Source organism: Vibrio sp. 10N.247.311.14, from assembly GCF_041467715.1.
GTDB classification, from domain to species: Bacteria; Pseudomonadota; Gammaproteobacteria; order Enterobacterales; family Vibrionaceae; genus Vibrio; species Vibrio crassostreae_C.
In genome coordinates, this window is sequence record NZ_JBFSVE010000043.1 from 1 (window position 1) to 19705 (window position 19705).

Annotated in this window: 17 protein-coding genes; 10 read left to right on the forward strand and 7 right to left on the reverse strand. The window is 46.7% G+C overall.

Features of this window, described 5'->3' with window-relative positions; translation table 11 throughout:
* Window positions 1-196 precede the first annotated feature (196 nt).
* Window positions 197-1438, forward strand: coding sequence for an NADH:ubiquinone reductase (Na(+)-transporting) subunit B (locus tag AB6F11_RS15410; protein WP_104216356.1), 1242 nt, complete (start codon window positions 197-199; stop codon window positions 1436-1438).
* Between the two features lie 92 nt (window positions 1439-1530).
* Here the strand turns inward: AB6F11_RS15410 and AB6F11_RS15415 are convergent, their stop codons facing one another.
* The 3 genes from AB6F11_RS15415 to AB6F11_RS15425 all read right to left on the reverse strand — a co-directional run bounded on the left by AB6F11_RS15415 (window position 1531) and on the right by AB6F11_RS15425 (window position 4296).
* Complete coding sequence (locus AB6F11_RS15415; RefSeq protein ID WP_017631990.1) at window positions 1531-1782, reverse strand: DUF6482 family protein; 252 nt, start codon at window positions 1780-1782, stop codon at window positions 1531-1533.
* A 130-nt stretch (window positions 1783-1912) separates the two neighbouring features.
* Window positions 1913-3268 (reverse strand): glutathione-disulfide reductase, encoded by a 1356-nt coding sequence (gene gorA, locus AB6F11_RS15420; RefSeq protein ID WP_104216355.1) that lies wholly within the window; start codon window positions 3266-3268, stop codon window positions 1913-1915.
* A gap of 188 nt (window positions 3269-3456) precedes the next feature.
* Window positions 3457-4296, reverse strand: coding sequence for a 23S rRNA (adenine(2030)-N(6))-methyltransferase RlmJ (locus tag AB6F11_RS15425; RefSeq protein WP_104216354.1), 840 nt, complete (start codon window positions 4294-4296; stop codon window positions 3457-3459).
* Between the two features lie 279 nt (window positions 4297-4575).
* Here AB6F11_RS15425 and prlC point away from each other — a divergent pair, with 279 nt between their 5' ends.
* Window positions 4576-6618 (forward strand): oligopeptidase A, encoded by a 2043-nt coding sequence (gene prlC / locus AB6F11_RS15430; RefSeq protein ID WP_017071475.1) that lies wholly within the window; start codon window positions 4576-4578, stop codon window positions 6616-6618.
* A gap of 91 nt (window positions 6619-6709) precedes the next feature.
* Here prlC and asnC read toward each other — a convergent pair whose 3' ends face one another.
* Window positions 6710-7174: a transcriptional regulator AsnC gene (gene asnC, locus AB6F11_RS15435; RefSeq protein ID WP_008218581.1), complete on the reverse strand. Its 465-nt coding sequence runs from the start codon at window positions 7172-7174 to the stop codon at window positions 6710-6712.
* A gap of 126 nt (window positions 7175-7300) precedes the next feature.
* On the opposite strand from asnC, the gene AB6F11_RS15440 reads away from it, so the two are divergent.
* The 3 genes from AB6F11_RS15440 (at window position 7301) to AB6F11_RS15450 (ending at window position 12047) form a co-directional block, all read left to right on the forward strand.
* Window positions 7301-10423, forward strand: a complete 3123-nt coding sequence (locus AB6F11_RS15440) for an EAL domain-containing protein (RefSeq protein ID WP_104216353.1) — start codon at window positions 7301-7303, stop codon at window positions 10421-10423.
* A 112-nt stretch (window positions 10424-10535) separates the two neighbouring features.
* Window positions 10536-11315, forward strand: a complete 780-nt coding sequence (locus AB6F11_RS15445) for a class I SAM-dependent methyltransferase (protein WP_017063046.1) — start codon at window positions 10536-10538, stop codon at window positions 11313-11315.
* Window positions 11316-11456: 141 nt separating this feature from the next.
* The gene (locus AB6F11_RS15450; protein WP_017060147.1) at window positions 11457-12047 is read left to right on the forward strand and encodes a hypothetical protein; all 591 of its coding nucleotides are present in this window, start codon (window positions 11457-11459) and stop codon (window positions 12045-12047) included.
* A gap of 112 nt (window positions 12048-12159) precedes the next feature.
* Here the strand turns inward: AB6F11_RS15450 and AB6F11_RS15455 are convergent, their stop codons facing one another.
* Together AB6F11_RS15455 and uspA are read right to left on the reverse strand one after the other, a co-directional pair.
* Window positions 12160-13038, reverse strand: coding sequence for a carboxylate/amino acid/amine transporter (locus AB6F11_RS15455; RefSeq protein WP_017060148.1), 879 nt, complete (start codon window positions 13036-13038; stop codon window positions 12160-12162).
* A 52-nt stretch (window positions 13039-13090) separates the two neighbouring features.
* The gene (gene uspA / locus AB6F11_RS15460) at window positions 13091-13525 is read right to left on the reverse strand and encodes a universal stress protein UspA (RefSeq protein WP_017060149.1); all 435 of its coding nucleotides are present in this window, start codon (window positions 13523-13525) and stop codon (window positions 13091-13093) included.
* Window positions 13526-13714: 189 nt separating this feature from the next.
* Between uspA and ftnA the strand changes: the two genes are divergently transcribed.
* The 3 genes from ftnA (at window position 13715) to AB6F11_RS15475 (ending at window position 16077) form a co-directional block, all read left to right on the forward strand.
* Entirely contained in the window at window positions 13715-14242 is a 528-nt protein-coding gene (gene ftnA / locus AB6F11_RS15465; RefSeq protein ID WP_004735556.1) for a non-heme ferritin, read from the forward strand.
* Between the two features lie 68 nt (window positions 14243-14310).
* Entirely contained in the window at window positions 14311-14634 is a 324-nt protein-coding gene (gene uspB / locus AB6F11_RS15470; RefSeq protein WP_009848060.1) for a universal stress protein UspB, read from the forward strand.
* Window positions 14635-14883: 249 nt separating this feature from the next.
* A complete protein-coding gene (locus AB6F11_RS15475; protein ID WP_104216352.1) occupies window positions 14884-16077 on the forward strand; it encodes an NAD(P)/FAD-dependent oxidoreductase in 1194 nt (397 codons plus the stop codon).
* Window positions 16078-16222: 145 nt separating this feature from the next.
* Here AB6F11_RS15475 and AB6F11_RS15480 read toward each other — a convergent pair whose 3' ends face one another.
* On the reverse strand, window positions 16223-17116 hold the full coding sequence (locus AB6F11_RS15480) for a DMT family transporter (RefSeq protein ID WP_104216341.1): 894 nt from the start codon (window positions 17114-17116) through the stop codon (window positions 16223-16225).
* Window positions 17117-17254: 138 nt separating this feature from the next.
* Between AB6F11_RS15480 and rmuC the strand changes: the two genes are divergently transcribed.
* Both rmuC and ubiE read left to right on the forward strand, forming a co-directional pair.
* Window positions 17255-18787 (forward strand): DNA recombination protein RmuC, encoded by a 1533-nt coding sequence (gene rmuC, locus AB6F11_RS15485; protein WP_104216340.1) that lies wholly within the window; start codon window positions 17255-17257, stop codon window positions 18785-18787.
* A 65-nt stretch (window positions 18788-18852) separates the two neighbouring features.
* Complete coding sequence (ubiE, locus tag AB6F11_RS15490; RefSeq protein ID WP_029235100.1) at window positions 18853-19632, forward strand: bifunctional demethylmenaquinone methyltransferase/2-methoxy-6-polyprenyl-1,4-benzoquinol methylase UbiE; 780 nt, start codon at window positions 18853-18855, stop codon at window positions 19630-19632.
* Window positions 19633-19705: the final 73 nt, after the last annotated feature.

Sequence of the window (19705 nt, forward strand, 5' to 3'; positions counted from 1 at the left end):
CTTGTACGGTGGTGTGAGAGGACGGAGGCCGTGAGGCCTCCTCCTACTCGATTATACGCCTCTCTTTTTCAACATCGGTTCGACTTTTAGACACTCGTTCTTCAAGACGAATTTGATTAAAAATCGTTAAAAATTGTTCAAATAGCGCGGCTGATGCGTAGAAAACCATAACTCAAGTAATAAGGTGATTGAGATTATGAGTTTAAAGAAACGATTAGAAGACGTGGCTCCACGCTTTGAAGCCGGAGGGAAGTACGAAAAGCTCTACCCAGTGTATGAAGCTTTCGCGACAATATTCTATACACCCGGAAACGTAAACCGCGGTATAACCCATGTTCGTGACAGCATTGACCTAAAGCGCATCATGATTCTGGTATGGCTGGCGACTTTCCCGGCAATGTTCTGGGGGATGTATAACGTCGGACACCAAAGCGTCCTCGCATTAACCTCCAGCTATCAACTTAACGAACTTGCCTCGGTTATTGAAAGCAGCTGGCGTCTGTCGTGGGCATTTGGTGATGCGCAGTCATTGGTGGCAAGTGGCTGGGAAAGTCAGATGTTGCTTGGTGCACTCTATTTCCTACCCGTTTATGCCACGGTGTTTGTGGTAGGTGGCTTCTGGGAGGTTTTATTTGCCGTTGTACGAAAACATGAGGTGAATGAAGGTTTCTTTGTTAGCTCGGTACTATTCGCACTCATTCTTCCGCCAACCATCCCGCTTTGGCAAGCCGCTTTAGGTATCACCTTTGGTATCGTTGTCGCCAAAGAGCTGTTCGGTGGTACAGGACGAAACTTCTTGAACCCAGCCCTTGCAGGCCGCGCGTTTCTCTATTTCGCCTATCCAGCCAACATGTCGGGTGGGCTTGTGTGGGTTGCCGCTGACGGCTATTCAGGCGCGACACCGCTGAGTCAATGGTATGAAGGCGGCAGCCCGTCACTAATCAATAATATGACTGGCGAGGCGATCACCTGGATGGATGCCTTTATCGGTAATATTCCAGGTTCGATGGGTGAGGTGTCGTCACTGCTTATCATGCTGACGGGGTTGATTTTGATTGTGATGAAGATAGCGTCTTGGCGCATTGTCGCCGGTGTGATTGTTGGGCTTGTGGCGACCTCGAGTTTACTGAACTGGATAGGGTCGGATACTAACTCGATGTTTTCGATGCCGTTTTACTGGCACTTTGTGTTGGGTGGTGTAGCGTTTGGTACCTTCTTCATGGCGACAGACCCAGTATCTGCCGCGTTTACCAATCAGAGTAAATGGGCCTATGGGATTTTGATCGGCGTGATGACGGTCGGCATCCGAGTGCTCAATCCTGCTTATCCAGAGGGCATTATGCTCGCTATCTTGTTTGCCAACCTGTTCGCTCCGCTATTCGACTTTGTAGTGAAAGAGCAGAACATTAAACGAAGACTTAAACGGACATCGCGCTAATCTAGGTGATTAAAAGTGAAAGTGACTCCCATAAGAAAGGCTTGCATTGATGCAAGCCTTTCAATTTTTATCGCGATTGATTTGAGGTTGATTTAACTCCACTTCAAATCAATCTCGAAAGGCTGTGTGCTACCACAGTGTTCACCACACATTTCGTCATAAGCACTGTTATGGATGAGGGTAGCCGAGGCTACGCCTTGATCACTGAAGTGGTCGCGTGCTTGATTAACACTCAAAAACTTCATTGGGTGCTGATGGTCGTCCTTAATTAACTGCTTTTGCTCGCCAACGATTTGGTAAGCCAAGTAAATCCCGCCTTCAAATGATTCAATTAATAGATTCATAACAAACTCCATTGCTGTTCTAGATAGGTGGATATTTGTGTTACGTCGAATCGAGAACCAGGGTTCAAAGCGGACATAAAAAAAGCAGGCACAAGGCCTGCTTCTAAAGAGTGCTCAACTAAGACGTTGATTATCTCATGGTAACAAACTCTTCGCTGCCCGTTGGGTGAATCGCCACAACAGAGTCGAAGTCTGCTTTGGTTGCGCCCATCTTCATTGCAACGCCGAAGCCTTGAATCATCTCATCAACCGTGAAACCGATGCCGTGTAGGCCAACGACAGTCTCTTCTTCGCCAGCACATACTAGCTTCATCTTACAAGGTTGACGGTGCTTGGTTACTGCTGTGTACATAGCCGTGAAGCCAGATGTGTAAACCTTGATGTTGTCTTTGCCGTACTTCTCTTCAGCTTCTTGAGTCGTTAGACCAATCGTGCCGATAGGTGGGTGGCTGAATACGACAGTAGGCACTAGCTTGTAGTCCATTTTCGCGTTAGTTTGACCGTTGAATAGACGCTCAGAAAGCTGACGACCTGCTTTAACCGCTACAGGAGTTAGCTCGATACCGCCTTCCATGATGTCGCCAACACAGTAGATGCCAGGAACGTTAGTCGCTTGGAACTCGTCTACCTTGATGTAGCCACGATCGTTCGTCTCAACGCCAGTTGATGCTAGGTTGATAGCGTCAGTTGCTGGATGGCGACCGATAGCCCAGATTAGGTGGTCAACGTTTTGAGTGTTGCCGTTCTCTAGGTGTAGAGTCAGTGTGCCATCCGCTTCTTTCACAACTTCTTTAGGCACTGAGTGCGTGTGAAGTGTTGGACCTTCTGCTTCCATTACTTCTACTAGCGTTTCGATGATCATTGGATCGAAGCTACGTAGTGGAGATTCTTTACGACAGAACAAGTGTGTTTCTGTGCCTAGTGCGCTTAGTACACCTGCGATCTCAACTGCGATGTAGCCAGCACCGATAACCGCAACGCGTTTTGGTTGCTCCATTAGGTCGAAGAAGCCATTTGAGTCGATGCCGTATTCTGCACCTGGGATGTTTGGAATTGTTGGACGACCACCTACCGCGATCAGGATGTGATCTGCTGTGTAGTGTTCACCGTTCACTTCAACTGTCTTTTCATCAACGAACTTAGCAAAGCCTTTGATTACGTTTACTTTGTTGTTACCTAGTACGCGGTCGTAAGATTGGTGGATACGACCAATGTACGCTTGGCGGTTTTCAATCAGCTTGCTCCAGTTAAAGCTTTTTACTTCAACGTCGAAGCCGTAATCTTCAGAGTATAGGTTGATCGCTTCAGCAACTTGAGCGCCGTGCCACATTACCTTTTTAGGAACACAACCAACGTTTACACAAGTACCACCAAGGTCTTGAGCTTCGATAAGTGCAACCTTTGCACCGTGCATTGCTGCGCGGTTTGCTGATGCGATGCCGCCTGAACCGCCGCCGATACAGATGTAATCAAAATGAGTCGCCATTACTTTCTCCATTTATTGAAGGCTGTGGGTACAGTGAGCGCACTGAACACCTACGTCCTATAGATTCTTAAATTGTATAATTATTATATTGAGGGCAGATCGGTTGAACTCAATCTCCCTGTTTAAAATTTATTCGTGTACGTCACAATCTGCTTAATATTTGTCAGAGCATGACGTTAAGTTCGAGATTACTCGGGTACGATCCACTCTACTTTGAAGTGACCGGTCGCCGGCGCAATTGCTTCCTTCAAGAATGGAAGAATCTCTTTCATTTGGCTTTCTAGCTTCCAAGGCGGGTTGATCACAATCATGCCTGATGCTGTCATGCCGCGCTCGTTGGTGTCTGGTGATACGCCAAGTTCGATTTGTAGAATCTTGTTGATGCCTAAGCCTTCGAGACCTTCGATCATATCTTCGATATCGCAGCGATTTACTACCGGGTACCAAATTGCGTAGATACCGGTTGCCCAGCGCTTGTGGCTTTGAGCGATTGCAGTCACGACATCACGGTACTCTTTTGCCAGCTCGTAAGGCGGGTCGATCAGTACTAAACCACGACGTTCTTTTGGTGGCAGGCTGCCCTTTAAGCGCTTAAAACCATCTTCTTTGTAGATAGATACCTGACGATCACGGTGGAACTCTTGCTCAAGCAGCGGGTGATCGGCTGGGTGAAGCTCGGTCAGTACCATGCGGTCTTGATCGCGCAGGTGCGCGCGTGCAACACGTGGAGAGCCCGGGTAGAAACGCAGTTTTTCGCCATTGTTGAGTGCTGAGATAGACTCAAGGTAGCTTTGAATGTCTTCAGGAAGGTCTGTTTGCTCCCACACACGAGCAATACCTTGCTTGTATTCACCGGTTTTTTCAGACCATTCATGCGTTAAGTCGTAACGACCTACACCAGAGTGAGTGTCATGATAAACAAAAGGCTTATCCTTTTGTTTCAAAGAATTAAGAATAAGGCTCTGTACGATATGCTTTACTACGTCGGCATGGTTACCTGCGTGGAAGCTGTGGCGATAACTTAACAAATTAAACTCTCGTAACACTCTCGAATTAGAGTGTGGTTAGTGTAGGTGGGGTTAATCAGACTATTATAACCCTCAATGGACCATAAATTCTCGAACAATTCAGGAACAGTCGCTAGCAATATGCAGTTAGTTATTGGTTCTACTATTGAAATTTGCCTTGTTGGGCACTATTTAATAACTATTCGCAGGTGATTTTTTAGGGCGAACTTTAGCCTGATGACTGTAAGACGACCTCATTACAAAAAAGACGAAAGTCTCTAAAGCCAAAGGAATGTTTATATGTCTAATCCGCTATTAACCTTCACGGACTTACCTCCGTTTTCACAGATCAAGCCAGAGCACGTAAAGCCTGCAGTTGAGCAAGTGATTGAAGCGTGTCGCAACAAGATAGAACAAGTACTTGAAGGTAATACTTCACCAAGCTGGGACAACCTAGTTGCTCCAATTGAAGAAGTGGATGATCGTTTAGGTCGCATTTGGTCACCTGTAAGCCATATGAACTCTGTCGTGAACAGTGACGAACTGCGTGAAGCGTATGAGAGCTGCTTACCTGTGCTATCTGAATACGGCACTTGGGTTGGCCAACACAAAGGCTTGTTCGAAGCGTATAAAGCGATCAAGGCGAGTGAAGCATTCTCTGCACTGAACCGAGCTCAACAAAAAACTATTACCGACGCACTGCGCGACTTTGAATTGTCGGGCATTGGCTTACCTGCAGATGAACAGCATCGTTACGGCGAGATCAGCAAGCGCCAGTCTGAGTTAGGCTCTCAATTCTCAAATAACGTGCTTGATGCAACCATGGGTTGGAGCAAGCAGATCACAGACGTAGCTGAGCTGGCAGGTATGCCTGAATCAGCACTGGCGGCAGCTCAAGCGGCGGCTGAGTCTAAAGAGCAAGAAGGCTACCTACTGACTTTAGATATCCCATCATACCTACCTGTGATGACCTACTGTGATAACCAAGAACTGCGTAAAGAGCTTTATGAAGCGTACGTAACGCGCGCTTCAGATCGCGGTCCAAACGCAGGTAAGTGGGACAACACTGAGATCATCACCGAGCAACTTAAGCTGCGCCACGAGATCGCGCGCATGCTTGGTTTCAGTACTTACAGCGAAAAATCACTGTCGACTAAGATGGCAGAAACGCCAGACCAAGTGCTTGGCTTCCTAAACGACCTAGCAGTAAAAGCCAAACCGCAAGGTGAGCGAGAAGTTGAAGAGCTACGCCAGTTTGCTGAGAAAGAATTTGGTGTCTCTGAGCTAAACCTGTGGGACATCGCTTACTACAGTGAGAAACAAAAACAGAAACTGTTCGAGATCTCTGATGAAGAGCTTCGTCCTTACTTCCCAGAATCTAATGTGGTTTCAGGTCTGTTTGAGGTACTGAACCGCGTGTTTGGTATGTCGGTAACAGAGCGTCAAGGCGTAGACACTTGGCATGAGTCAGTTCGTTTCTTTGATATCTTTGATGCGACTGGAACACTGCGTGGTAGCTTCTACCTAGATCTATACGCACGTGAACACAAACGTGGTGGCGCTTGGATGGATGACTGTCGTGGTCGTCGCATTACCGAATCTGGCGAGCTACAGACCCCGGTTGCTTACCTAACGTGTAACTTCAATAAGCCAGTTGGTGATAAGCCAGCACTGTTTACTCACGATGAAGTGGTGACCTTGTTCCACGAATTCGGTCACGGTATCCACCACATGCTGACGCAAGTAGAAGCGGGCGCAGTTGCGGGTATCAATGGTGTGCCTTGGGATGCGGTTGAGCTACCAAGTCAGTTCCTAGAAAACTGGTGTTGGGAAGAAGAAGCGCTGTCGTTCATCTCTGGTCACTTCGAAACGGGTGAAGCGCTACCAAAAGAGATGCTAGAGAAGATGCTAGCGGCGAAGAACTTCCAATCTGCGATGTTTATCCTGCGTCAGCTAGAGCTTGGTTTGTTCGATTTCACGCTACACACAGAATACGACCCTGAAGTGGGTGCTCGCGTACTAGAAACGCTAGCGGATGTTAAGTCTAAGGTGTCGGTACTGCCAAGCCTAGATTGGAACCGTTTCTCACACAGCTTTGGTCACATCTTTGCTGGTGGTTACAGCGCGGGCTACTACAGCTACCTGTGGGCAGAAGTGCTATCGGCAGATGCGTTCTCAGCATTTGAAGAAGAGGGTATCTTCAACACTGAAACGGGTAATCGCTTCCTGAACAACATCCTTGAAATGGGTGGCAGTGAAGAGCCAATGGAGCTGTTCAAACGCTTCCGTGGTCGTGAGCCACAAATCGACGCAATGCTGCGCCACGCGGGAATCAACGCATAATCACGGTAACTATCTAGTTTATTGCGAAAAGAGCCTCTAGTTAGAGGCTCTTTTTTTGTCTGTGCGTTATGCCAAGCAAGGCGAATCAATGTTATGGATTCACATTGCGGTTGATAGGGTTCTGCAATGAAATCAGTGTCTCTGTCGACTGAACTTCATCGATCGCTTGCAGCTTATCGATCAATACAAACTGCAGCTCTTCTATCGACTTACACATCAGCTTTACAAAGATATTGTAAGCACCAGTGGTGTAGTACGCCTCAACCACTTCGTCTAAGGCATTCAGCTTAGCGATCGCCGAGTGGTAATCTTTGGCAGCATTAAGGTTGATGCCAATAAAGCAACACACGTCGTAACCCAGTTTTTTGGTGTTTACCACAACTTCCGTTCGCTCGATAATGTCTGCCGATCTCATCTTTTCGATGCGAACGTGAATCGTCGCAGGGCTGACATCGAACTGCTTTGCCATTTCAGCGTAAGGAGTTCGTGCATCTTCCATCAAGGTTTTGAGAATGGCACGGTCTAGATCATCTAGACGAGCTGTGGTTGTGGACATGCATAATCCTTAGGTTGAATGAAAAACATACCGGCTTGAGTACACATCATAGCCAAGGGTGATAATATTAGCAGTAACTATAGGGTTAGGGTGAATTCAGTGCGATTTTCGTTATTTTTTATTGTGATGTGTTGGAGTGTTTTTGCTTCAGCTCAGGCAAAAGATGTGTTGGTTATTCACTCTTATCATCAAGGCTTTTTCTGGACAGATGATTTCCATAAAGGACTATCTGATGAGCTCGATCGCGATGGGTTATCTTACCGGGTTGTTTATCTCGATACCAAGCGAACTCAAAACGCTGAATACTTAGAGCGAATTTATCAGCTATACCGCACTAAGCTGTCGCATGAAGAGTTTGCCGCTGTAGTCGTCAGTGATAATAACGCCCTCAATCTGATGAAACGCTTAGCGCCCGAACTCAATGGCACGCCCGTTATTTTTGGTGGCATCAACAATTTTTCTCCGCAAATGATTGAAGGCTTGCACGCAACCGGTATCACTGAAGATATTGATATGGCGAGCAATATTGAGCTGATCAATCGACTTCAATCGACGGTTAAAAAAGTTTACGTGGTTACCGATCACTCGGTAACGGGTGAAGCTATTCGCGCTCAAGTGGATTTATTTCTACAAAAACGCCCTGAGTTTTCTGGGATGGTGGAGCAATATACGCCTGATTCTTATCAAGAACTGATGACGTTCGCGCAACGCGCTGATCTAACTAAAAGCTTGTTGTTCTGGGCCTACTACCGCGACATCAATGGTCGGGTCAGCAGCAAAGAAGACTGGCGTCAGCTCAACAAAAAAACTCAGATGCCATTGTATATTGTGCATGATTTAGGACTTGGGTTTGGTGCGATTGGTGGCGTGATCCACAGTGGAGAAACGCAAGGTCGAGACACGGGGCGCGTGCTGTTGAGCGTGCTGAACAATCCTAAGGCTCCATTGCCATTGGTGGTTGCTGGCGCGCCAGAAATCAAACTCGATTACCAACAGATCTCACGTTGGGATTTGGGTGCAGAGAATGAAGCCTCAGTAACCTTCCTCAATAAGCCGAAGTCATTCTTAATGCGCTATCGCGATGAAATTCGCACCATCGGTTTAATGTTCTTGAGCATGTCGTGTGTTATCGCGGTGTTGGTGTATTACCTTAACCGTCTGAAGAAGAGCGAACGTGCAAGTCGCCAAAGCCAACGACTGTTGGAGTCGATATTTGATCAGAGCCTGCAATTTATGGGCATCATTGATAAGGGTGGCGTGCTGCTGTCGAGTAACAGCAAGTTACATGAGCTGCTTTATAATCAAGGCTATAAACTGGGAACGCCGCTGCAACAACACCAACATTGGGAAAGTTCTGCGCGAGAAGTGCTAGCCGAATATTTCATCGCAAAAAGTGAGCACCCAGCCTTACGATTTGAAGCCGAGGTGTGGTGTCGAGATCGCGGTGCGATGGTGTTGGATATTTCATTGAAGCCGATGCCGGACAGTGAAGACGAAGACATTCAGTTTCTCTTTGAGGCGCGCGACGTGACCTCACGTAAGCTTGCTGAGAATAAGCTGTTCCAACGTGAAGCAAACTTGAAGTTGTATTACGACAAACAGCCGGTGATGATGATTACGCTCGATGGCAATAATCGCATTCAACAAGTGAACCAGTTTGCCGAAGAGCTTTTGGGATACCCTCTCGATCAGTTGTTGGGCCATCGCCCTAGAGAATTCTATGTTGATGAGAACGCGATGATTCCTCGCCATATCTTGCTGCAACCTCAGCATAAGATTCGTGGTGTGTGGCGTCGTGATATCGAATATCGCCATGCCGACGGCAGCAAGAGCTGGATTCGTGAAAATATCCGCCCGTTGGTGGAGTCTGATCAGCTGTTGATTGTGGGTGAAGACATCACCGAAACGCACGAGCTTTCTGAAAAGCTAGAGTATCAGGCTCGCTATGACCTACTGACTGACACCTTTAACCGCAACCACTTTGAGCAAGAGCTGCAAAAGGCGCTGAAAGAGGTTGAGAGCCACATGCGAACTCACGCAATGTTGTTCCTAGATTTGGATCAGCTGAAAGTGCTGAACGATACCGCAGGACATGAAGCGGGTGATGCTGCGATCTTGTTTAGCGCCAAACTGCTAGAAGACGTACTGCCTTACAATGCGGTGTTAGCGCGAATGGGTGGTGATGAGTTTGCTGTGCTGATGAAAGACTGTACTGAACGAGATGCGGTGAATGTGTGTCGCAGTATTATCTCGATGATGAGTGAGAATCCATTCTTGTGGGATGATATTCGACTCAACCTGACGTGCTCTATCGGTATTCGATTGATCGACCATACAGCAGCTTCACCACAGATGGTGCACGCTCAGGCGGATGCAGCTTGTCATGCCGCTAAAGAAGAAGGTCGCAATCGCTATCATCTTTACCATCAAGATGATGAAGACCTGCGTCGTCGCCATCTTGAGATGGAGTGCGTTAACCTAGTGCATGAGGCCTTGGCTAACGATCGCTTAGAGTTGTTTGCGCAGCGAATTCTTGGCCTAGATGAAGACAGCGATAAAATGCACTTTGAAATCTTGGTCCGCATCAAGAACATCCAAGGGGAATACATCTCCCCGGGGATCTTCATGCCAGCCTCAGAGCGTTATAACATCGCGCATTTGATTGACCGCCAAGTCGTCAGTCAAACCTTGGGTTGGTTGGAGCAACGCCCTGAGGTTATTGAGGAACTGGGGATGTGTTCAATCAATCTTTCCGGTCACTCGATGGGTAACCGTGAGTTTGTCGAATTTTTGATAGATAGCCTGAGCGATTCATCGATACCGTGTCATAAGATTTGTTTAGAGATCACCGAAACAGCGGCCATGAGTAACATGAAGCAGGCGATCAAGTTCTTCACTCGAATCAAAGAGCTTGGCTGCATGATTGCATTGGATGATTTTGGCTCAGGGCTATCGTCATTTGGCTATCTGAAAAAGCTGCCTGTCGATATTGTGAAGATCGATGGCTTGTTTGTACGTGATATTGATGTGAATGAGATGGACCATGTGATGGTTCGCTCGATCAATGATCTTGCCAAGCAGATGGGCAAGCACACCGTGGCTGAGTTCGTTGAAAATACCCAGATTATCGACAAGCTTATCGAACTGGGTGTGAACTGCGCGCAGGGCTACATCATAGGGCGACCTAAGCCACTCGCAGAGCTTGTTGAAGAGTTAAGACAAGAGCGAGAGACAGAGCCATTGGTTTAGGTAAGCCGACTTTAGCTGGGAATACTTTTCACCGCTAATATGTATTGTTGAGGCAATCAGGTAAACTGGTTGCCTCTTTTGTTTTGAATACTACTGTCTGTTGGAGACGACCTTGCAACTACAACTGATTTGCGAAGATGCTACCCAAATCGATCATTTGAATGACTTAGCGACCCGCTGGAACTTATCTCATGATGAAAGCAGCGATTTTGCTTTGGTACTGACTAGTGAGCGACTTGAGCTACGTAAAGTCGATGAGCCCAAGCTTGGCGCTATCTTTGTTGATTTAGTGGGAGGCGCAGTTGGTCACCGACGTAAGTTTGGCGGTGGTAAAGGTCAGGCGATTGCCAAAGCAGCTGGTTTAAACAAAGGCGCAACGCCAACTATTCTTGATGGTACTGCAGGCTTAGGGCGCGATGCGTTTGTGTTGGCTTCTCTAGGTTGTAAGGTGCAAATGGTCGAGCGTCACCCCGTTGTGGCCGCACTGCTTGATGATGGCTTGCAGCGAGCGCAACAAGACCCAGATATCGGTGGTTGGGTAACTGAACGCATGAAGTTGATTCACGCATCCAGTCACGATGCTTTAGACAAGCTCAGTAACGATCCTGACTTTGAACAACCTGATGTGGTGTACCTCGACCCTATGTACCCACACCCAGAGAACAAAAAGAAATCGGCTCTGGTCAAAAAAGAGATGCGCGTATTCCAATCTTTGGTGGGTGCCGATCTGGATGCTGATGGCCTATTTGAGCCAGCGATGAAGTTGGCATCGAAGCGAGTTGTGGTTAAAAGACCGGATTACGCAGCTTGGTTAGACGAGCAAAAACCGAGCATGGCGATCGAAACCAAAAAGAACCGTTTTGACGTCTATGTGAAAGCATCAATGACTTAATTGAAGCATCAATAACTTAGATACACGCTAAGAAAATTTCCCGTCATAAATACGATAAATTGCCATTTAACACTTGCGATAGTCGCGTTACAGATGTATATCTAACTAAGAATCATTATTATTCTTAGCTGGAGTTGAAGCATGGCTAAACGCTTTTGTAAGTTAAACCGTCGAGATATCACCGAACACTTGGGCGAGATCCACAGCTTGGTGACTGAACCTAAGTTCGTGTGTCGTTCTTGCGCGCGTTCTTCGGCGGATCAAGCGAATCTATGCAAACCCACCGCAATTCCACCTCTTGGTTGTCAAAACAAACCCGTTGAAGAGAAAGTCGCATGCGGCCTGCTAGCGGAAACATTACCTGCACCAGAACTGTCGCTTGCGGAAATCAACGAGGCAATTGAACCGAGCGTACAAATGTTCGATCCAGCCGCCGCTGATATGGCCCCTGAGCTTGCCAAAAAAGAAGCCGCACAGAAAAAAGCCAAGCTGAAAAAACTGATGGCGAAGGCGAGCGGTGATGAGAAAGCTGAACTCAAACAAGCGAAGAAAGCGGCTAAGAAACAAGAGAAGTACAATAAGAAACTGGCGAAGATGATTAAGAAGCAGCAAAAGCTGTTTAAGAAAAGTCAGAAGCTGGAAAGTGAATTGGAACGAATCAACCTACAACTTGATGATGTTGCCTTCACTGAAACCAAGACTCAGGTAGTGAGCCACAATCAAATTCACTGAAGTTGATTTGAATGGTTTATTGCTACAGCGATGATTTAAAAAGAGCGACCTTAGGTCGCTCTTTTGCTTTTTGGGGTTATCCGAGCTGACTCATGTAGCTCGTTCAAATCAGCTAAGCGTTGCTTGCGGATCTTGCTACGCGCTTCTTCACCCACGTCTCATTGACGAATAAAGAGAATAAGATAACGGCGCCACCAATAGACAAGCGAACCAAATCGACATCTCTGTTCCAAATCAGGATATTCACCACCAGACCAGCAGGAACCAAGGCATTGTTCATCACTGCCAGCGCGCCAGCATTCACCATGCACGCGCCTTTATTCCACATAAAGTAACCCAGCCCCGACGCAATCAAGCCAAGGTAGATCAGGATTCCCCATTGAAGTGTGGTGGTGGGCAGTTTCTCTGGGTTGCCTAGTAGCATGAAAGCCACTGACGCGACACATAGCGCCCCTAAGTAGAAGTAACCAAATACGGTTCGCTGAGGCAACTCGGTCGATTCCTTCTCCATCACCACCTTGTAGCCCACCTGACCAATAGCAAAGCACAGGTTCGCGCCTTGCACGACGAGGAAGCCGACTAAAAAGTTTTCGTTAATACCTGCGAACTTAATGAATACCGCGCCCAATACCGCAATTGCCGCTGTCACTAGGTACCACGGAGAGAATTGCCCTTTGAGAAAGTCATAAATAAGCGTGACGTAAATTGGGGTAAAGACAGTAAACAAAAGGACTTCAGGAACGGATAGCAGTAAGAAAGACTGATAGTAGAAGCAGTACATCAGGCCAAGCTGGATACCACCAATTGCCATCAATTTAGCGATCAGCTTACGCGATACGCCGCGAAACTTTAGGAAAGGAAGAAATACGACGCCAGCAAGGGCAACACGCATTAAAACAGAGAACCAAGAATCAACCTGACCCGCAAGGTAAACGCCGATCAGGCTAAAGGAGAAGGCCCATAGGAGGGTAACACCAGCTAAATAGCTCATAGTAAAACTTCGTTAATAAGATATGAGCTGTATGTTACCTAACCTTAAATCATTAGTCTTCTGAATCTCTTAGAGGCACGACCAGCATATCAACCGGAGAGGCGTTGATCAGTTGGCGTGTTGAAGAGAGCAGCTTGCTCCAAAAGTCTTGATGGTGACCGCAAACCACGAGATCAACATTGAACTCGTTGATGGTGTCACACAGCTCATGACTCAAATCACCACTGCCTACTAGGGTATGGGTGATCGGGTATTGGGCGTGCTCCGCAAAATTTTGCAGCTGAATACGAGACGCTTCCATCGCGTTGTGCTGGGTTTCGGCCATGTTGATATCAATCAGGCCGGTATACAGCTCTGCGTAGTTAATATCGATATGGATAAAAGAGACTTTGGCTTCCAATGGCTTAGCCAATGCTACCGCTTTATCCACAATTAATTTGCTGTCTTCTGATAAATCGACCGCGACCAAAATATGTTTGTAACTCATATCGCTACCTCCTTTATTCATTGTCTGATTTAAGATTAGCACTATGCGATGGCTTTTTTTGCTGAAGTGATCTCATATCCACTGTCTTGCGTAATGACAGCTCGAAATATTGGTTAACTAATGGCCTGCGAGATATTCATTAAATAGTGATATAGTAGAGAAAATTGAGGATGTAATTAGGAGTCTTAAATGCTGTCAAAAACTATGGTTGAGCAACTGAATGATCAAATTAACCTAGAATTTTTCTCATCCAATCTATACTTACAAATGAGTGCTTGGTGTGAAGACAAAGGATTTGAAGGTGCAGCAGAGTTTCTGCGTGTTCATGCAGTAGAAGAAATGGAACATATGCAGCGTCTTTTCACTTACGTAAGTGAAACAGGTGCAATGCCAATTCTAGGTGCGATTGAAGCGCCAAAACATGAATTTGATAGCCTTGGTGCAGTGTTCCGTGAAACTTATGAACATGAGCAGATGATTACTCAAAAGATAAACAAACTGGCTCACGTTGCTTTCAGCACACAAGACTACTCAACCTTTAACTTCCTGCAATGGTACGTTGCAGAGCAACACGAAGAAGAGAAGTTGTTTAAAGGTGTATTGGATAAGCTAGAACTTGTTGGTGAAGACGGTAAAGCACTGTTCTTTATTGATAAAGACCTAGCGCAATTGGCAAAAGATGGTTCATCTTCAATTATGGAAGCTCCTGCCGTTTAGGTAGTACGAAAAAGACACTGATTATCTTTTTCTTTTGAGTTTTCTTATGAAGATGTAGGGAGGAAAGGATGATCAGCGGCGACACTATTCTATTTGCACTAATGGTTGTGACTTGCGTGAACTGGGCGCGTTATTTTACTGCGCTAAGAACGCTCATTTATATTATGCGAGAAGCGCATCCTCTACTTTATCAACAAGTAGACGGAGGCGGTTTTTTCACAACCCATGGCAATATGACCAAACAGGTTCGCCTGTTCAGTTACATCAAAAGTAAAGAATATCACCATCATCATGACGAAGTTTTTACTTCGAAGTGCGATCGTGTAAGACAGTTATTCATACTCTCTTCCGCTCTGCTAGGTGTAACCTTGCTGTCTTCTTTCATCGTCTAAGTTTTTAGTACGTGTGAAGTAGAGCTTAGGTTCTGGTGTGAAGCTTTGGTTGTTGGTTCGCTAAGCCAAGTAGTGGTTTTGCTGCTGTCTGCAAATTGTACAATTGAACATCAATTGCAAAGTTTAAATTTGCCGCTAGAATAGCGAGCAATTAGTAAGGATGTGCTGTTTATGCACATCCTTTTTTATTGATGGCATTTCGAGAACAGGGTGTACTCGGGCTGCAAAAGTGAAGAAAGCAGAACCCCAATGAGTGAAAAGTTTGATGTAATCGTAATTGGTGCGGGCGCCGCGGGCTTAATGTGTGCTGCGGAAGCGGGTAAACGTGGCCGACGAGTGCTGGTGGTTGATCATGCAAAGAAACCAGGCAGAAAAATTTTAATCTCAGGTGGCGGTCGTTGTAACTTCACTAACTATGATGTTTCAGCCAACAACTTCCTGTGTAACAACCCTCACTTCGTGAAGTCAGCTTTATCTCAATACACCAACTGGGATTTTATCTCGATGGTGAGCAAGTACGGTATTGAGTTCGAAGAGCGTGATCACGGCCAGTTGTTCTGTGTGAATGACCACACAGCAAAAGATATCGTGAGCATGCTGCTTGACGAGTGTAAGCAGGCGAAAGTCGAACAACGCTACCGTTGTGATGTTCACTCCATCGAAAAAACAGACGCTGGCTTCAAGATGCACCTCAATACCGACGAAGTTGAGTGTGACTCACTGGTTGTGGCGACAGGTGGTTTGTCGATGCCTAAGCTGGGCGCAACGCCATTTGGCTACAAGATTGCCGAGCAATTTGGTTTGTCTGTGATGCCAACTACCGCAGGCTTAGTACCATTTACTCTGCATAAAGAAGATAAAGAAGATTTCGCTGAGCTTTCAGGAATCGCGATTCCTGCTGAGATCACCGCGCAAGACGGAACCTTGTTCAAAGAAGCGTTGCTGTTTACTCACCGTGGCCTATCGGGTCCTTCAGTTCTGCAAATTTCTTCTTTCTGGAAAGCGGGTCAGTCGGTTTCGATTAATCTAGTACCTGAAGTCGATGTGGCTGAACTGCTGGCTAACTCTCGCGAGAAGCACCCAAATCAGAGCCTGAAAAACACCTTGGCGAAAGCACTGCCGAAGCGTTTTGTTGAAGTGTTGATTGACCGCAAAGAGCTGGAAGACAAGCCGCTCAAGCAGTTCAATGAAAAACAGCTGAATGACATCGTAGAGCATCTAGAAAACTGGAAAATCGCGCCAAACGGCACCGAAGGCTACCGAACGGCCGAAGTAACTCTAGGCGGCGTAGACACCAATCACCTATCTTCAAAAACCATGGAATGTAAGAGCGTTTCTGGCCTCTATTTCGTTGGTGAAGTGATGGATGTAACGGGCTGGCTTGGTGGCTATAACTTCCAATGGTGTTGGAGTTCTGGCTTTGCAGCGGGTCAGTGGGTTTAAGCTTTTAGCTTACTCACTAGATTTTAAATTATATAAAAATGGCGAGTCATACGACTCGCCATTTTTGTATCTAACATTGTGCTCTAGCTCTAGATTCGACTTTATCGATAGCTTTTCGTGCTCAATTGAATCTTTTAGCTCTTATTTACGCCGGTTTGTTTTTTGAAAACTTGATCTGTTGAATCACTAAGCCAGCAATGATCAGTACCAAGCCAAACAGGGTCGCTGGGTGAATCTCTTCGCCGATAATAGTGGAAAGTAGCATCAACGAGATAAACGGTGACGCAAAAATCAGATTGCTGATACGCGCTGTGTTGTTGGTCAGCTTCAGTGCTGATAGCCATAAGACAAAGGTAATGCCCATCTCAAACAGGCCTACGTAAGTCACAGCCATCCAACCTTTTGCTGTGATTTGGCTAAAGCTCTCGCCTTCGTAAATGGTTAAACCGATCGCGAAGGGCAATGCCACTAAGAAACCAAGCAATACGCCAATCACAGGGTCAGCCTTGTTTTTGGTGTTTAGAATCCAGTATCCCGCCCAAAGCAAGGTTGAAAGTAGCGCCAGAGCCACACCAAGTGGACTATCGAACTGCATTCCTAGCACATCGCCTTTGGTGGCAATGACCACCACACCCGCATAACTGAAGGTACAAGCAATCCAATCTTGCTTACGAATCTTTTGCCCCAGAAAAACCGCCGCCATTAAGGTTAGCGTGATAGCCCAGCTGTAGTTGATGGCTTGAGCTTGAGAAGCGGGCAGCAGGTCGTAGGCTTTGAATAGAATCAGGTAATAGGCCAATGGGTTAACCAAGCCGAGCAGCAGGTAATACCAAGGGTTTGAAAGAAACGTAGTACTCAGTTGAGAAAGCTTGCCTTGAAAAGCGCAGACTGCGATCAGTGCAATCGACGACACAATGCTAGCGATAGTCAGCATTTGAATAGGTGAAAACTCAGCAAGGGTCAGCTTAAAAGCAGTAGCGACCGTTGACCACAGCAGTACTGCGGAAAGGCCAAAGCCCAAGGCACGACGTTCGTTCATGGCAACTCATTCTAATTTGATGGGACAGAATACGGAGCGCTTAGTCTATCTGTCGAATTTTAATACGGCAAACTGGACATTTATCCAGTATCAAAATACCATTTAATGAGTTATTTCCAATTAGGCTAAATCATTATCATGCAATGGATTATCGAACATCAGGCAACGCTTATTGCTGCAATTTCTGGCGCGCTCGTCAGCGGCGGTGTGGTGGGTTGGTGGATTAAACAGAAGCTCTCTTTTCAGCAGCGATTGCTCGAGCAGCAGCTAGAGTCCGATCGTTTGTTGCATGAATCTCAGCAAGCTCAGCTCAAAGCATCACTCGCAGAGGCGCAACAAGAGCTCGATGAGTTAGATGATGACCGAGACAAAGCGGCATTCGAGCTCAAGCAGGCGCACGGTAAGGTGATGGCTGCGATGGAAAAGCTGCGCTACTTTGAGGCTGTGAAGCAAGAGCGCCAGCAGTACGCTGATGAGATCAATGTGCTTAAAGATCATAAGTCTGAATTAGAAGCCGAGCTGCGCGAGCAAGAAGCAAGGCATGACCAAGAAAACCTCGCCAATAGCGAAAAGCTGCAGTTGCTAGAGCAAGCTGAATCACGACTTAAGCAGCAGTTTGAATTGTTAGCGAACCAACTGTTTGAAACCAAAACCGCCAAGGTCGATCAGCAGAATAAGCAGAGCCTAGAAGGTTTGTTGTCTCCACTAAGAGAGCAGTTGGAAGGCTTTAAGAAACAAGTGAACGACAGCTTCAGCCAAGAAGCCAAAGAGCGTCATACTTTGGTGCATGAGCTTAAAAACCTGCAGCGTCTTAATGAGAGTATGACGCGTGAAGCGGTGAACCTGACTCAAGCGCTAAAGGGTGACAACAAACAACAAGGTAACTGGGGCGAGGTGGTGCTGGCTCGCGTGCTTGCTGAATCAGGACTGCGCGAAGGCCACGAATACCAAACGCAAGTGAACCTGCAAAACGATGCGGGCAAGCGTTATCAACCGGATGTGATTGTGCATCTGCCACAAGACAAGCAAGTGGTGGTCGATTCAAAAATGGCGCTGGTGGCATTTGAACGCTATTTCAATGCCGAAACCGATCAGCAACGCGATGCTGCATTGCGCGATCACTTGGTGTCACTGCGAGCGCACATCAAAGGCTTGAGCCAGAAAGATTATCATCAGCTCAAAGGCATACAGAGTCTGGATTACGTGTTGATGTTTATCCCGGTTGAACCAGCATTCCAAGTGGCGATTCAGGCGGATCCTAGCTTGGTGAAAGACGCGATGGAGCAAAATATCATCTTGGTTAGCCCAACCACCTTGCTGGTGGCACTGCGTACCATTGATAACTTGTGGCGCAACGATAGACAGAATCAGAACGCGCAAGTTATCGCGGAACGTGCGAGCAAGCTTTACGACAAATTACGTCTGTTCGTTGATGATATGGAAGGTCTTGGAAGCTCATTAGATAGAGCCAACCAAAGCTACCAAGGAGCGATGAATAAGCTAGTGACTGGGCGAGGCAATGTGATCCGTCAGGCGGAAAGCTTCAAGCAACTCGGTGTTGAGGTGAAGAAACCGATTTCGGTAGGCTTGGCTGAAATGGCTCAAAATGAGGCTTTTTCAGAAAATGTCTCTTTAGTAGAAAGACAACCTACTGAGGATAAAGTAAACTAATCGGCCGCAGCGCCTCTAAATAGAGAGTGTGCTGTCGATGAGAACTTACCATGGTAGATAACAGCATTATGGACACAAGCGTGCAGACAAATTCAGCAGTAGAGTCAGAAACCACACACTTTGGTTTCGAAACAGTCGCGAAAGACGAAAAAGTCGCGAAAGTAGCAGAGGTATTTCACTCTGTAGCCGCTAAATACGACATCATGAATGACTTAATGTCGGGTGGTGTTCACCGCTTGTGGAAGCGATTCACGATTGATTGCAGTGGCGTTCGCCCTGGTCAGCGTATCCTAGATCTTGGTGGTGGTACTGGCGACCTTACTGCGAAATTCTCGCGTATCGTTGGTGAAAAAGGCCACGTGGTTCTTGCTGATATCAACAACTCAATGCTGAATGTTGGCCGTGATAAGCTGCGTGATAGCGGCATTGTTGGCAACGTACACTACGTACAAGCGAACGCTGAAGAGTTGCCATTCCCAGATAACTACTTCGATTGCATTACGATCAGCTTCTGTCTGCGTAACGTAACCGATAAAGACCAAGCGCTGCGTTCTATGTACCGCGTACTTAAGCCGGGTGGCCGTCTGTTGGTTCTTGAGTTTTCTAAGCCAGTGCTTGAGCCACTATCAAAGGTTTACGATGCCTACTCTTTCCACCTGTTGCCAAAAATGGGTGAGCTGATTGCCAACGACGCAGACAGCTATCGTTACCTTGCAGAATCAATCCGCATGCACCCTAACCAAGAAACCTTGGAAGGCATGATGCAAGACGCGGGTTTCGAGAATACTAAATACTTCAACCTAACGGGCGGCATTGTTGCGCTGCACCGCGGTTACAAGTTCTAGTCGAACTTGGTAGTAGGCTCTTAGGGCGTGCTAAACAATAAGAATAAAGACAGAACGGATAGGTTAAGGCTTA